The 13,562-nt window shown below is 72.3% G+C and carries 10 protein-coding genes; 9 read left to right on the top strand and 1 reads right to left on the bottom strand.

Translation table 11 applies throughout. From position 1 onward, the window contains the following. Positions 1-9: 9 nt before the first annotated feature. The 9 genes from ACN6LB_RS17890 to ACN6LB_RS17850 all read left to right on the top strand — a co-directional run bounded on the left by ACN6LB_RS17890 (position 10) and on the right by ACN6LB_RS17850 (position 12,477). Positions 10-1,293 carry an amidohydrolase family protein gene (locus tag ACN6LB_RS17890; protein WP_445026777.1) on the top strand — a complete coding sequence of 428 codons (1,284 nt, stop codon included), beginning with the start codon at positions 10-12 and terminating at the stop codon, positions 1,291-1,293. Further along, on the top strand, positions 1,290-2,531 hold the full coding sequence (locus ACN6LB_RS17885; protein WP_445026776.1) for an amidohydrolase family protein: 1,242 nt from the start codon (positions 1,290-1,292) through the stop codon (positions 2,529-2,531). Before ACN6LB_RS17890 ends, ACN6LB_RS17885 begins: the two co-directional genes overlap by 4 nt. Positions 2,532-2,669: 138 nt before the next feature. After that, on the top strand, positions 2,670-7,898 hold the full coding sequence (locus ACN6LB_RS17880) for an HD domain-containing protein (RefSeq protein WP_445026775.1): 5,229 nt from the start codon (positions 2,670-2,672) through the stop codon (positions 7,896-7,898). Positions 7,899-7,905: 7 nt separating this feature from the next. After that, positions 7,906-8,256, top strand: a complete 351-nt coding sequence (locus ACN6LB_RS17875; RefSeq protein WP_445026774.1) for a hypothetical protein — start codon at positions 7,906-7,908, stop codon at positions 8,254-8,256. Then, positions 8,253-8,867: a hypothetical protein gene (locus ACN6LB_RS17870; RefSeq protein WP_356140362.1), complete on the top strand. Its 615-nt coding sequence runs from the start codon at positions 8,253-8,255 to the stop codon at positions 8,865-8,867. The genes ACN6LB_RS17875 and ACN6LB_RS17870 overlap by 4 nt, the downstream gene beginning before the upstream one ends. A 94-nt stretch (positions 8,868-8,961) precedes the next feature. After that, on the top strand, positions 8,962-9,684 hold the full coding sequence (locus tag ACN6LB_RS17865; RefSeq protein WP_445026818.1) for a VIT1/CCC1 transporter family protein: 723 nt from the start codon (positions 8,962-8,964) through the stop codon (positions 9,682-9,684). Between the two features lie 128 nt (positions 9,685-9,812). Further along, positions 9,813-10,685, top strand: a complete 873-nt coding sequence (locus tag ACN6LB_RS17860; protein WP_445026773.1) for a sterol desaturase family protein — start codon at positions 9,813-9,815, stop codon at positions 10,683-10,685. Next, positions 10,682-11,368, top strand: a complete 687-nt coding sequence (locus tag ACN6LB_RS17855) for a lysoplasmalogenase (RefSeq protein ID WP_445026772.1) — start codon at positions 10,682-10,684, stop codon at positions 11,366-11,368. Before ACN6LB_RS17860 ends, ACN6LB_RS17855 begins: the two co-directional genes overlap by 4 nt. 62 nt (positions 11,369-11,430) lie before the next feature. After that, on the top strand, positions 11,431-12,477 hold the full coding sequence (locus ACN6LB_RS17850; protein WP_445026771.1) for a zinc-dependent alcohol dehydrogenase family protein: 1,047 nt from the start codon (positions 11,431-11,433) through the stop codon (positions 12,475-12,477). Here the strand turns inward: ACN6LB_RS17850 and ACN6LB_RS17845 are convergent, their stop codons facing one another. Then, the gene (locus ACN6LB_RS17845) at positions 12,478-13,491 is read right to left on the bottom strand and encodes a CopD family protein (RefSeq protein ID WP_445026770.1); all 1,014 of its coding nucleotides are present in this window, start codon (positions 13,489-13,491) and stop codon (positions 12,478-12,480) included. Positions 13,492-13,562: the final 71 nt, after the last annotated feature.

Genomic DNA, 13,562 nt, shown 5'->3' with positions numbered 1-13,562 from the left:
AGGCAGGCGATGACCGTGCAGGACCCCTATCTGATCATCTCCTCCGACTGCCACGCCGGACTGCCCACCGAGGAGTACCGGCCCTACCTGGACGCCCGTTTCCACCGGGACTTCGACGACTTCCTCGCGGGGCGCGACCGCCGCCGCGAGGAGATGACCCGCCTGGGCATCAGGAACGAGGCGTTCGCGAGCAAGTGGTTCCACGACAACGAGGAAGGCCTGCGCGGTGGTTGGGACGCCGCGCAGCGTCTCAAGGAGCTCGACGGCGACGGGGTGGCCGCCGAGGTCGTCTTCCCGGACGCCGACGCCGTGGACAGCCGGACGGCCGCCCCGTTCGGCGTGGGCCTCGGCCTCTCCGGCGACCAGGACCCCGACCTCGGCATGGCGGGCGCCCAGGCCCACAACCGCTGGCTCGCGGAGTTCGTCGGCCAGAACCCCGAACGGCACTGCGGCGTCGCCCTGTTGCCCGTCACCGCCGAGCCCGCGCGTGTGGTCGCCGAGGTCCACCGGGCCAAGGAGTCGGGCCTCGGCGCCCTGATGATCCCCTCCATGTGGGTCGACAAGGAGCCCTACCACGACCGCCGTTACGACCCCGTGTGGGCGGCGGCCGCCGAGTGCGGGATGCCGGTTCTCACCCACTCCGGGGCGGCGCCGCGCCACGAGTACGGCGACCATCTGGGCATCTACGTCAGCGAGGTGACCTGGTGGCCCGCCCGGCCGTTGTGGTTCCTGCTCTGGTCCGGGGTCTTCGAGCGGCACCCCGGCCTCAGGTTCGGTGTCGCGGAGTCCGGGTGCTGGTGGCTGCCGAACCTGCTCTGGTTCATGGACCGCCTCTACCTGGGCGCGCACGGCGGAAAGAAGCTGTCCCCCTTCGCGGAGCTGAAGCGCCCGCCGCACGAGTACCTCGACCGCCAGATCTTCATCTGCGCGACCAACACCAAGCGCCGCGAGCTGGCCCAGCGCTACGAGATCGGCGTCGACAACATCCTCTGGGGCAGCGACTTCCCGCATCCCGAGGGCACCTGGCCCGACACGCGCGCGTGGCTGTCGCGCACCTTCCACGACATCCCCGTCGCCGAGACGCGCCGGATGCTGGGCCTCGCGGCGGCGGACGTCTTCGGCTTCGACACACAGAAGCTCGCGCCGCTTGCCCGCCGCATCGGCCCCACCCCGGCCGAGCTCGGCCAGAGCGCCGACCAGAGCGCCGTCGAGGCGTCCTGGGCGCGCTCGCGCGAGGTGGGCCGCCACTGGCTGACCGACCACGACTTCCCGGTACTGGGGGCGAGTTCATGACCGACCGCTACACGGTGATCTCCGCGGACTGCCATGCGGGCGCGGACCTGCTCGACTACAAGCCGTATCTGCCCAGGCGCCACCACGACGAGTTCGACGCGTGGGCGGCCACCTACGTCAACCCCTACGAGGACCTGCTCGCCGACACGGCCGACAAGAACTGGAACTCCGAGCGGCGCCTCGCCGAGCTGGAGCAGGACGGGATCGTTGCGGAGGTCGTCTTCCCCAACACGATCCCGCCGTTCTTCCCGTCGGCCTCCCTGATGGCGCCGGCGCCCACGGCCGAGGAGTTCGCGCTGCGGTGGGAGGGGCTGCGGGCCCACAACCGCTGGCTGGCGGACTTCTGCGCGGCCGCGCCGGGCCGCCGGGCGGGCGTGTTCCAGATCCTCCTGAACGACGTCGAGGAGGCCGTGAAGGAGATCCGCCGGGCCGCGGGGACGGGCCTCAAGGGCGGGCTGCTGCTGCCCGGCACACCGCCGGGCTCGGGGCTGCCGGAGCTCTACTCGTCGGCGTACGACCCGATCTGGGCCGTCTGCGCCGAACTGGGCGTGCCCGTCAACCACCACGCGGGCTCGGCCTCGCCGCCCCTCGGCGACGAGCCGGCCGCCCGCGCGGTGTTCATGGTGGAGACCACCTGGTTCTCGCACCGGGCGCTGTGGCACCTGGTGTTCGGCGGCGCGTTCCGCCGCCACCCCGAGCTGAGGCTGATCCTCACCGAGCAGGGCTCGGGCTGGATCCCCGGGGTGCTGGACATGCTGGACTACTACCACGGCAGGCTGGTCGCGGCCGCCACGAAGTCCTCCGCCGCCAAGTCCTCCACCGCGGAGTCGAAGTTCGGCGCGGGCCTCGCCGACTCCATGGGTAAGGGCCCCTCGCAGGTGTGGCGCGACAACTGCTTCGTCGGCGCCAGCTTCATGCGTCCGCACGAGGTGCCGCTGCGCGACCGCATCGGCCTCGACAAGATCATGTGGGGCAGCGACTACCCGCACGACGAGGGCACCTACCCGTACTCCCGCGAGGGCCTGCGCATCGCCTACGCCGGCCTGCCCCGCGAGGAGATCGCCGCGATGGCCGGCGGCAACGCGGCCCGCGTGTACGGCTTCGACCTCGACCTCCTCGACCCGATCGCGGCGAAGGTCGGCCCGACCGTCGAGGAACTGACCGAGCCCCTGGAGGAACCGCCGCCCGACGCGACGAGCCCGGCGTTCGCGAAGGGAGGGTCGGTACGGGTCTGGTGACCCAGCCGAAGCCACTCCGGCTCCGCCCGAAACCGCTTCCCCTCACGGGAGTTGTAGGGCGGAACCGGTGATCCTCAGGCCCTGTCTGTGCCATCCTGACCTGCGTCGCGGACGGACCGACGGGGGAGGCGGCCGAGTATGGGGGAGAGCAGGCGGGCGCTGATCGTGGCGGTCCCGCAGTACGAACTCTCCGACCACTTCGAGGACTTGACGCAGACGGTCGGCCGGGACATCGAGCTGATGACCCAGGCGCTGCGCTCCTCCGGATTCAGCGTCGAGCTCATCGGCGCGACCCCCGACGAACCCGCCCTGCGTTCGCGCATCCGCAGCACCATCAGCCGGGTCTGCGCCACCGCACCGGAGGACGGCACGGTCCTCATCCACTTCACCGGGCACGGCCTGTCGGTGGGAGGCGCCGACTATCTCGTACCGGCGGACGCCCAGTTGACCTGGGCGACCACACCGCCGCAGGTCGCGCTCGACAGCCTCATCGGACTCGATCTCGCCGAGCTGCTGCGCGGCTGCCGTGCCGAGACCGTGCTGCTCACCGTCGACGCCTGCCGCGACAGCGCCGACAGCGCCTCGTACGGCGGTCCCGCCACGAACTTCCCCGCCTGGCGGGACCGGGTCGCCGTGCTCTTCGGCTGCGGACCGGGCCAGACCTGCGGCTCCGACGAGGCACTCGGCAGCCACTTCTCACGCGCTCTTGCGGACGCCCTGCACGCCGACACCTCTCCTCGCACGGTCGCCGACGTCATCGCCCACACGATCCGCAGGACCACCGAGTTCGCCCGCGCCGCCCGGGAGGAGCAGACCCCTACACCGCACTACGCGCCGAGCGGCCCGGCCGCCATCGGCGATGCGGAACTCTGCGCGGGCCGCACCCTCCAGGAGGAGTGGACGGTGGCGGTTCGCGACCCCGAGCTGTGGGCGGCGGTCGACTGCGACGACGCACGTCGCGGGGAACTCCAGCAGGCTCTCGTGCGGTTGTCGGGTGAGTGCGCGCGGTGGCGGGCGACCGCCCTCGCGGAGGTGCCGGACCCCTGGGCGGACGACGACTACCCCGTGCGGGTCCTGGCGCGCGGGCTGAGGCCGCTGATCGCGCCGTCGCACACCCAGGGCGGTCCGCTCCTCGGGGCGGGCGAGTTCGCGGTGCTCGCCGCGGCCCCCTTCGTACGGGAGGCGGTGTACGCCATGGGGGTCAAGAGCGTGACCGCCGTGGCACCGTTCCGGCTCGACCCGGCCGTCGGCGACGCAGCACGCGAACCCGAGCGCGTGGACCTGGAGCACACCTTCGCCGCGCACGCCCTGCTCTGGCGCAAGGGCCGTGAGCTGGCGGGCCGCGGCCGCGACGAGGACGCCGGGGCGGTCGCCGCCTGGCTCCTGCACCGGCACGTCAGCGCCAAGGAGGAGCTGTGGGACACCTACGCCCCCCAACTGCTCGCCCCGCTCGCCAAGGCACTCATCGGCGCTGCCGCGGCCCCTGCCCGGATCGGGGAGCTCACCGACGAACTCGTGCGCGTCTGCCGGCAGACCGCGATCGCCCCCGCCCAGCCGTACCAGGGAGAGCGGGACACCGCCGACACCCGCTGGCGCCTCGATGAACTCGTGCGCCCGGACGGGGCGGTGGAGCGGTGGCGCCCTCGTGAACTGTCCTGGCTGATCGGGGTCGCGGGCCTGCTCGGCGGAGATCTGCGGCAGCTGCCCGGCGTCCTGGTCGACAACATCGGTATCACCGACGGGCTGCTCCCCGCTCAAGCCGTCGCGAGCGTACGGGAGTTGCGTTGGGCCCGGGACCGCCTGAGCAAGTCGCTGGACCTGGACCTGCCCTGCCCGCACCCCGCCGTCCACGCCGCCCTGGAGGCACTGACAGGCTGGACCGACGACGCCGTGCAGAACATCCGCCGGCATGTCGGCCCCGCCGAACCCGCGGAGCTCCTCGTCCACCTGCCGGACCGGGTCACCTGCGGCAGACTGCGCCCGCAGTACGACATCAGCACCAAGGGTGACGCCTACGGGGTGCCTCTGATGCGGTTCGGCCTCGCCGAGGACGAGATGCGTGAACTCCTCATGGGCACCCGCCTGTACGGCGACCGCGCCCTTGCCCTGCGGGAGCTGTACCAGAACGCGCTCGACGCCTGCCGCTACCGGCAGGCCCGGCTGCGCTACGGGAAGGCGGCCAGGAAGATCCCGTACGGCTGGGAAGGCGAGATCGTCTTCAGGCAGGGCACGGACGACGCGGGCCGCCCCTACGTCGAGTGCGAGGACAACGGCGTCGGCATGGGGCACGAGACCCTGCGCGGCACCTTCTCGCGGGCGGGCCGCCGCTTCGAGCAGTCCCGCGAGTACCGCGCGGAACAGGCCCGCTGGCGCCGGGCCGACCCGGACCTGAAGATCTACCCCAACAGCCGTTTCGGCGTGGGCGTCTTCAGCTACTTCATGCTGGCCGACGAGATCAGCATCTGGACCCGGGCCACCGACGAGTACGGGCGCGCGGACGCCGGCGGCGGACTGCGGGTCGACATCGCCTCCAGCGGAAGCCTGTTCCGGATCAGGAAGAGCGAGGACGCCCAGCCGGGGTCCGGCACCCGCGTACGCCTCTACCTCCAGGCGGACGACGTGGACGCGGCCGAGGAACTCGGCAAGCACATCTGGCGCTCGGACTTCGCGATGCGGGTGGAGCGCGACGGGGAGATCCGACGGACCTGGCAGGAGAAGGCCCTCTACTACTTCGGCGACCACACCGGGCCCGTGGCGGCCGGGCCGGACCTGTGGTGGGTGGAGGGGAAGGGGTGCCTGCTGGCGGACGGGGTGCAGGTGAATCCGGGCGCGATGGACGCGTCCGAAGCCAGTGCCCGGGAATGGCTGCTTGAGCGCGAGCGCACGTGGACCTCCCCCGACGAGGACGCGCTCGACTGGCATCGAAAGGGCGGACACCCCTTCGGCTGTGTGGTGGACCTCCGGGAGACGCGCGCACCCGACATCACCACCGACAGAAACAGGATGCTCGCCTACGACGAGGCCTGGGTGGACGACCGCATCCAGGAAGCCTGCGCGCACTTCACGGCACCGGAGTGGCTCACCCTGGAGTGGCTGTGGGCCTTCGCCAAGATGCACCCCGGCGGTGTGGAGCGGCTGACGGAACGGCTGCTCGCCGCCGACGCGCGCGTCACGTGTCGCATCGGATGGAACAGAGTTCACACGATCGACTTCCGCCGGATCGGCTGCTTTCCGCGGGACGCGAGCGTGGCGGCGCTCCGGGACGAGACCGGGTTCTCCATGCGCCGCAGCTTCCACGAGACCGACGCGGTGACGGCCTGGCGGGCCGCTGTACTGCGGGCGGAGGGCATTTTCCTGGGTGGAGACCAGTCGAGTCTGCCGATGCCGGAGTCGGTCGAGGGCTATCCACAGCCACAAGCTTGGGAGTCCCGGCTGACCAAGGAGGGCTATCGCGTCCACGACGGGGTGCGTGAGGCGGCGTTGGCACTCCCTCCGGACGGCGGGCTCACCTTGGGGGACGTCTTGCGGCGGCTGCGAAGGTATGCCATCACAGGACTCGAACTGGCTCCGATGGCCGACGTCGACGCGTCGTACAGCCTGACCCTGGACTCCGTGGACTGCCGGATCCTCAAGGGGGACGTCTACCGGAGGGGTCTGCTCTCTCCGAACCGCATCGAGTCGGGCGAAACGGTGACCTCCGTGCTCAAGATCTTCAGCACGGACGCGGACCTTCCCTTGGGCGAGGCCTTGAAGAGAGCCCGGCGTTTCGCTGCCGGGGGTTTTGCGCTGGGCATCCCGCAGACCGTCGCCGAACCTCCGGCCGACGAGATCGCCACCGCGCGCGATCTTCACGTGCTGTCCTGGCATCCTCGGATCTCCTCGCGCAGCCAGGAGGAGGCCGAGAACGCGCCGTCGTGGGCGGAGTACGAAGAGGTCGTGGGCCGGTACGGCTGGCTCGGACTGTCTCCGGAGAGCCTGCCCGGACAGTCCGTCGAGGCTCGGGCGCAGGCCTCTTCGGAGGGGAGTCCGTCGGCCCGAGACTGGTCGCGGGAGGAGAACGAGGAGTTTCAACGGTTCTTCGGAGCCAGGCCCTATACCTGGTCCGAGGAACTGTCGCTCCGTCAACTCGCCCGCGCCTCCGGTGCGCTGGACGTGACTCTCGCCGAGGTGGTCGCGCGGTACACCGATGTCCTTGCTGAGCGGAAGATGCGCACTCCGGACCTTGGCGACCTGGCCGACCGGACCTTCACGCGTCTCGACAGCGATCTGCTCGGCGCCGCTCTGCGCGAAGTGATCTCCGCCTATGAAACGGATACCAGGACCTGTCCTGCTCCGCTGTTCGACACGGCCCTCGCAGTGCGCGAGGTGCAGGCGCCCAAGGAGGAGGTGACGAAGAGCCTCGGCAAGCTCGCCACCCTCGGTCTCGTGCGGCCCGAGGCATCGGCTCTCGTCGAGCACTGGATGGCCGTTCCGGTCGGCGACTGGGGGCTCTTCCCGGGGGCCGACTCCCTGCAGACGACCGGGTACGACCACCGCGTCAGGGGGGCACGCCGCTCGACCCTCGACGGTGGGATCGACGTGCTGTACGCCTTCGTGATGGCGGCGTCCGCCAGGATGACGATCGGTTCTGTCGCGGCGAGACTGAACGCCCTCGGCCCTCTCCTCGGGCTGGACACCTCGGAGCTGGTCCTGCCTCCCGAGCCGTCCCCCGAGACGGTGCGGCCGACCGCGGCGGACGTCGAGGCATGCTGTGAGGATTCGTACGCGCAGCTCGATTGGACAACCCCCAGCCCCGCCCGTCTGGTGGCCCACGCTCGCGCCGACGACCGTACGCTCGGCGAGAGCATGACCATCCTGAGCCGGTACGCGTTCCTGGGCGCCCAGTGGTCCGAACCCGAGGACTGCGAGGGGTCCGGCAGTTGGCGCGAACACCGGCCCACCGCGTGCGACAGCGCGCTCTTTGAACCGGACCTGGTGGGCGGCCTCACAGCAGGCGCCCTCGAACTGCTCCGCGTCGCCGCCAGGTTCGGCTGGCGGATCGACCGGGCGTGGGACCGGCTGGCGCTGTACCGCCCGTTCGGGCTGGAACTCCTCGTGGGCCGCCCGGAGTTCGACACCGTACCGACCTGGCAGGACCTGATCCTGCTGACCGAGCACTACACGGGCAGCGCGCCGCCGCTGAGCGGAGCGGTGACGGCCCGGCGCATCGCCGTCACGGCCAGGGAGCTGGAGCGGACGACCGGCTGGGTCCACGACAGACTCACGCTGTACGCGTCGCTCTTCGGCCTCGTGGTGCCCCGCGACTTCCCCGCCGAACCGGCCGCCACGCCGGCCCCCGAGCCGCCCTACCGGGCCGACGCCGAGTGAGGACCCCATGCCCGACCACGAACCGACCGGCTTCCGCGAACACGAGGCGGCCGTCCGGGCCACCGACGACTTCACCGTCGTACGGTCCGACGACGGCCGCTGGTACACGGTGACGGGCCCGTGCCCGACCTGCAGGGCGACCGTCGTCTTCCGGGTCGCGTACGGAGTGCTGGGACCGTCCAAGTCCAAGAGGCGCTGGGGCCGCCGAAGCGGCCCCGAACCCCTCACGGGCACCATCCCCGTGTACTGCCAGTGCGGTTACCCCCACGCGGACAAGCCGCCGGAGTCCCTCGACACGGGCTGCGGCGCCTTCTGGGACGTGGCCGTGCCCGCGCCCGCCCCGGGCACGGCCACGTGACCGACCTCGCCAGGAAGCGGTTCGCCCAGCTCGGGCAGCAGCTCCAGTACGACCAGCTCGGCACCGTGCGGCGGCAGGCCGAGGGCTGGCGCAACGGGCTGACCGGGCTCACCGGACTCGTCGGCGCGGTCTTCGTGCTCAAGGGCCCGGAGAGCGTCACCGGGATGCCGGACGTATGGCGCTGGACCACCGCGGCGCTGCTCGTCCTTGCCTTCCTGCTCCTGCTGTCGGGAGCCCTGTGCGCGGTGCGCGCCGCCCACGGACAGCTGGGGCAGCAGAGCTGGCTGAGTGGGGACCGGCTCTTCGCCGCCGTCCTCGACGAGGTCGAGCGGACGCAGGACGCGCTGACCTCGGCGCGGCGCCGGTCGGTCGTCGGGCTGTGCGCGATCGTCGCCGCCGTCGCGGTCACCTGGGTCGTGCCGGCCGAGGACCCCGCGGACTCCACGGGTTCCGGGCCCTACGTCCTGGTGGACACGGTCGCGGGTGTCCGGTGCGGGGAACTGGTGCTGAGCGACCGTCAGGCGGTGGAGCTCAGAACGGGCCGGGGGAAGAAGTGGCACAGGATTCCTGCCGGACAGGTCCGTTCCGTCACTCCGGTGGACGGCTGCTGACCGGGTCGCGCCCGGGCACCGGCACATGTCGGCGTGGTCCGCTGCCCCGACCCGCCCGGGGTGAGACCCTCCCCGGGTGAGCGATCAGGCACCCATGAACGGTTCCCCGAGTGGGCCGCCCCACGGCGAGGCCCACGCCGGCACCCTCGGTGCGCGGCTGAACTGGCTGCGGGCCGCGGTCCTCGGCGCCAACGACGGCATCGTGTCCACGGCGGGACTCGTCGTGGGCGTGGCCGGAGCCACCGACGACCGCTCCGCGCTGCTCACGGCGGGCCTCGCGGGGCTGCTGGCGGGCTCCATGTCGATGGCGGCGGGGGAGTACGTCTCCGTGTCCACGCAGCGGGACTCGGAGATGGCCGCGCTGGCCCTGGAGCGTCGGGAGCTGCGGGAGCAGCCGGAGGCGGAGCTCCTGGAGCTGACCGGGCTGCTGGAGGACCGGGGGCTGTCGCGGGAGGTGGCCCGGGAGGCGGCGCTGCAGCTCACCGAACGGGACGCGCTGCGGGCCCACGCGCGCGTGGAGCTCGGCATCGACCCCGACGACCTCACCAACCCGTGGCACGCGGCATGGGCGAGCTTCCTGGCCTTCACCGTCGGCGCGCTTCTGCCCCTGCTCGCGATCGTGCTCCCGCCGAGCGGCTGGCGCCTGCTCGTCACCGTGGTCTCGGTCCTCGCCGCCCTCGTCGTCACGGGGTGGGTGAGCGCGCGGCTGGGCGCGGCCGAGGTGCGGCGCGCGGTACTGCGCAACGTGGCGGGCGGGGCGCTGGCCATGGGGGTGACGTATGCGGCCGGAGCGCTGCTGGGGGCGGCGGGGGTCTGAGTACGTGTACGGCCGGGGCATTGCGGGGCCGATTGGCGGAGATCACCAACAAGCAAGCGCGTACCGCCGGTAATACTTGTGGGTAACAACGTCTAGCCGCGGCCGACCGGCGGCTCTACGGTGCATCCATGCCCAACCTCCCCGACGTCGTGGTCTGGTCGATACCCGCCTTCGTGCTGCTCACCGTCATCGAGATGGTGAGCGTCCGGCTCCATCCAGACGAGGAGGACGCGGGGTACGAGACGAAGGACGCCGCGACCAGCGTCGGCATGGGGCTCGGCAGCCTCGTCTTCGACTTCCTGTGGAAGATCCCGATCGTGGCGATCTACACGGCGGTCCACGAACTGACCCCGCTGCGCGTCCCGGTCCTGTGGTGGACCGTCCCGCTGATGCTCCTGGGCCAGGACTTCTTCTACTACTGGTCCCACCGCGGGCACCATGTGATCCGGCTCCTGTGGGCCTGCCACGTGGTGCACCACTCCAGCCGGAACTTCAACCTCACCACCGCCCTGCGCCAGCCCTGGACCACCTGGACCGTCTGGCCCTTCTACGTCCCGCTGATCGCCCTCGGGGTGCACCCGGCGGCGCTCGCCTTCTGCTCGTCCACGAACCTCGTCTACCAGTTCTGGATCCACACCGAGCGCATCCACAAGCTGCCCCGGGCGTTCGAGTTCGTCTTCAACACGCCCTCGCACCACCGCGTCCACCACGCCTCCCAGGGCGGTTACCTGGACCGCAACTTCGGCGGCATCCTCATCGTCTGGGACCGCCTCTTTGGGTCGTTCGTCGCGGAGACCGAGCGGCCGGTGTACGGGCTGACCAAGAACATCGCCACGTACAACCCGCTGCGCGTGGCCACTCACGAGTACGCCGCCATCGCCAGGGACGTGAGGAAGGCCGCGAGCTGGCGCGAGCGCGCGGGGCGGGTCTTCGGCGGTCCGGGCTGGCGGCCGGCGCAGGCGGCCGCCGTGGAGCAGCCCGTCACGGAGCCCGTCGCGTGAACCCACGCCACGCGCGCGTGCTGCTCATCGCCTTCGGCGTGGCCGCCGCCGTGGACCTGGTCTCGCTGGTCGCCGGATTCACCCCCGGCCACCTCGTGGCCAAGCCGCTCCTCATGCCCCTGCTCGCGCTCTTCGTCGTCGCAGGCGGCGGACCCCGGCTCCTTGTCGCCGCGCTCCTGTTCGGATGGGGCGGCGACACCCTTCTGCTCTCCGACGCCGACCCCGCCTTCCTCGCCGGGATGGCCTCCTTCGCGGCAGGCCACGTGTGCTACCTCGTCCTCTTTCGGCGGACGGCACGCGTGGTGGCACGCGCGCGTGCTCCCTGGTTCGTCGTCGGCGCTTACGGCGTGGCCGTCGTCGCCACCGTCGCCCTCCTGTGGCCAGGCCTCCCCGCCGGGCTGCGCGTGCCGGTCGCGGGCTACAGCCTGCTGCTGACCGCGATGGCGTACGGGGCCACGCGGCTCGGCCTCGTCGCCGGTCTCGGCGGAGCCCTCTTCATGGTCTCGGACACGCTCATCGCCACCGGCGTCGCCGACTGGCCACAGCTCCCCAGGCCGGACTTCTGGATCATGCTCACGTACGCCGCCGCCCAGTACCTGCTGGTCCGCGGGGTGCTGGGCGCCCTCGGCGCGCGACCCGCGCCGGCGGCGGCGTACGGTGAGATGCGCTCAACCACCCCCTGAGCGCATCTCACCGACGTCCGCACGAGAAAGACCCTCGTGCACCGCACCAGAAGGACCCCGCCATGCGCGCCACCACCATTCACGCCCCGTTCGACATGCGCGTGGAGGACGTGCCCGAGCCCGAGGTGCGGGAGCCCGGCGACGCGGTCGTGCGGGTGCTGCGCTCGTGCATCTGCGGCAGCGACCTGTGGGCGTACCGCGGCGAGGCCGCACGGAAGCCGGGCCAGCGGATCGGGCACGAGTTCCTCGGCATCGTCGAGGAGACCGGCTCCGAGGTGTCGGCCGTCCGGCGCGGCGACCTGGTCGTGGCGCCGTTCATGTGGTCGGACGGCGTGTGCGACTACTGCCGCGAGGGTCTGACCACGTCCTGCGAGCACGGCGGCTTCTGGGGCTCCGTCGGATCCGACGGCGGGCAGGGCGAGGCCGTGCGCGTCCCCTACGCCGACGGCACGCTCGTCCGGCTGCCCAAGGACGCGGCCTCCGACGACCACATGCTGGCGGCCCTGCTCACCCTCTCCGACGTCATGGGCACCGGGCACCACGCCGCCCTGGGAGCGGGCGCCCGGCCGGGCGCGACCGTCGCCGTCGTCGGGGACGGCGCCGTCGGCCTGTGCGCCGTCCTGGCCGCCAAGCGGCTCGGCGCCGAGCGGATCATCGCGCTCGGCCGCCACAAGGTGCGTACCGACATCGCGCGCCGCTTCGGCGCCACGGACGTCGTCGCCGAGCGGGGCGACGCGGCCGTCGAGGCAGTCCGCGAGCTGACCCGAGGACAGGGCGCGCACGGCGTCGTCGAAGCGGTCGGCACCGAGCAGTCCATGCGGACGGCCGTGAACATCACCCGCGACGGCGGCGCCATCGGCTTCGTCGGCGTGCCGCACGGCAGCGGCACCGGCCTGGACCTGGGCGTGCTCTTCGACCGGAACATCGCCCTGCGCGGCGGCGTCGCGCCGGTGCGCGCGTACATCCCGGAGCTGCTCCCGGACGTCCTCGACGGCACCATCGACCCCTCGCCCGTCTTCGACCGGACCGTAGGCCTCGAAGAGGTCCCCGAGGGCTACAAGGCGATGGACGAGCGCACCGCGCTCAAGGTCCTGGTCGCGGGCAGCTGATCACGACCAGCGGATCGGCAGCGGAAGCGCCGTCAGCAGCGCCGAGACCGCGACGACCAGGCCCAGCGCCACCACCTCCGCACGGGCGGGGGAGCAGGCGCTGAGCGGGTCGGGCGCGCGGCGCAGACGGACGCGGGCCCACAGCGCGAGAACGGCGACGGCGGCCACGAGGAGCACCTTGGCGAGCAGGGTGCGCCCGTACGCCGTCGTCGTCAGCTGATCCACGACCGTGCTCGGCGGCATCCGGCGCAGCGCGCTCCACAGCCCCGTCGCCGTGATCGCCGCGAGGAGAACGACCGCCACGCGCGCGTAGAGCCCCAACAACGCGGCGCCCGCCCGCCCTCCGCGCCACTTCCGCAGCATGCGCAGCACGTACAGCAGTCCGCCCGCCCACAGCGCCGCGCAGGTGACGTGAACGAGCGTCAGGCCGGAGCCGACGAGCGGACCGTGCTCCGTCGGCGGGTGCGCGCGCAGCGCCTCCGCGGCGGCCACCGCGGCCAGCGGCCACACCTGGGTGCCGGGCCGTCGCGAGGCCGCGCACAGACCGGCGGCCATGAACGCGTTGACCTCCAGCAGCGCCAGCTTCCCGTCCCGTGTCCGGTAGAGCCCGCCGACGTCGATGTCGGAGAGCTGGTGCGGCAGCAGGTTGCCGGTGGCCACGACCGAGGCGAGCCCCAGCGCGGCCACGAAACCGGCGGCGGCCGCGCAGGCCGCCCAACTGCGCGGCGCCTGCTCCCGGGGCGCGCCCGGCACCCGGCGGGCCAGCCGGGTCACGAGCAGCTCGCCCGCGGGAACGCACAGCGCGGCGAACAGGATCATCCGCAGCAGGGCGATCCCGCCGACGCCCGGAGCCGCCGCCTCACCCGTCCCGTGCAGCGCGGCGCGCGGACCGAGCAGCGGGATCAGTGCGGCGAGTCCCACGAGGGCGAGGACGGCGACGGCCCGGACGGCACCGGAGTGGCGCCCCGCGTCGTCCGCGTCGGCCGCCTCGGCGGTGGGTCTCATCAAGGTCACCCCAGGATCTTCACCAGGCGTCACAGATCCGGGCAAGTGCAGGGAAACAACTGGCGGAACGGCATTCCGCC

It is taken from the genome of Streptomyces sp. SAS_270, from assembly GCF_052543295.1.
The sequence above is the reverse complement of the archived record's forward strand: the minus strand, read 5'-3'. Positions and strand labels throughout refer to the sequence as shown.

What these genes read in the sequence shown, in the direction of transcription:
- ACN6LB_RS17890 (WP_445026777.1), top strand. Translation starts at nt 10, where the DNA reads ATGACCGTGCAGGACCCCTATCTGATCATCTCCTCCGACTGCCACGCC.
- ACN6LB_RS17885 (WP_445026776.1), top strand. Translation starts at nt 1,290, where the DNA reads ATGACCGACCGCTACACGGTGATCTCCGCGGACTGCCATGCGGGCGCG.
- ACN6LB_RS17880 (WP_445026775.1), top strand. Translation starts at nt 2,670, where the DNA reads ATGGGGGAGAGCAGGCGGGCGCTGATCGTGGCGGTCCCGCAGTACGAA.
- ACN6LB_RS17875 (WP_445026774.1), top strand. Translation starts at nt 7,906, where the DNA reads ATGCCCGACCACGAACCGACCGGCTTCCGCGAACACGAGGCGGCCGTC.
- ACN6LB_RS17865 (WP_445026818.1), top strand. Translation starts at nt 8,962, where the DNA reads ATGAACGGTTCCCCGAGTGGGCCGCCCCACGGCGAGGCCCACGCCGGC.
- ACN6LB_RS17860 (WP_445026773.1), top strand. Translation starts at nt 9,813, where the DNA reads ATGCCCAACCTCCCCGACGTCGTGGTCTGGTCGATACCCGCCTTCGTG.
- ACN6LB_RS17850 (WP_445026771.1), top strand. Translation starts at nt 11,431, where the DNA reads ATGCGCGCCACCACCATTCACGCCCCGTTCGACATGCGCGTGGAGGAC.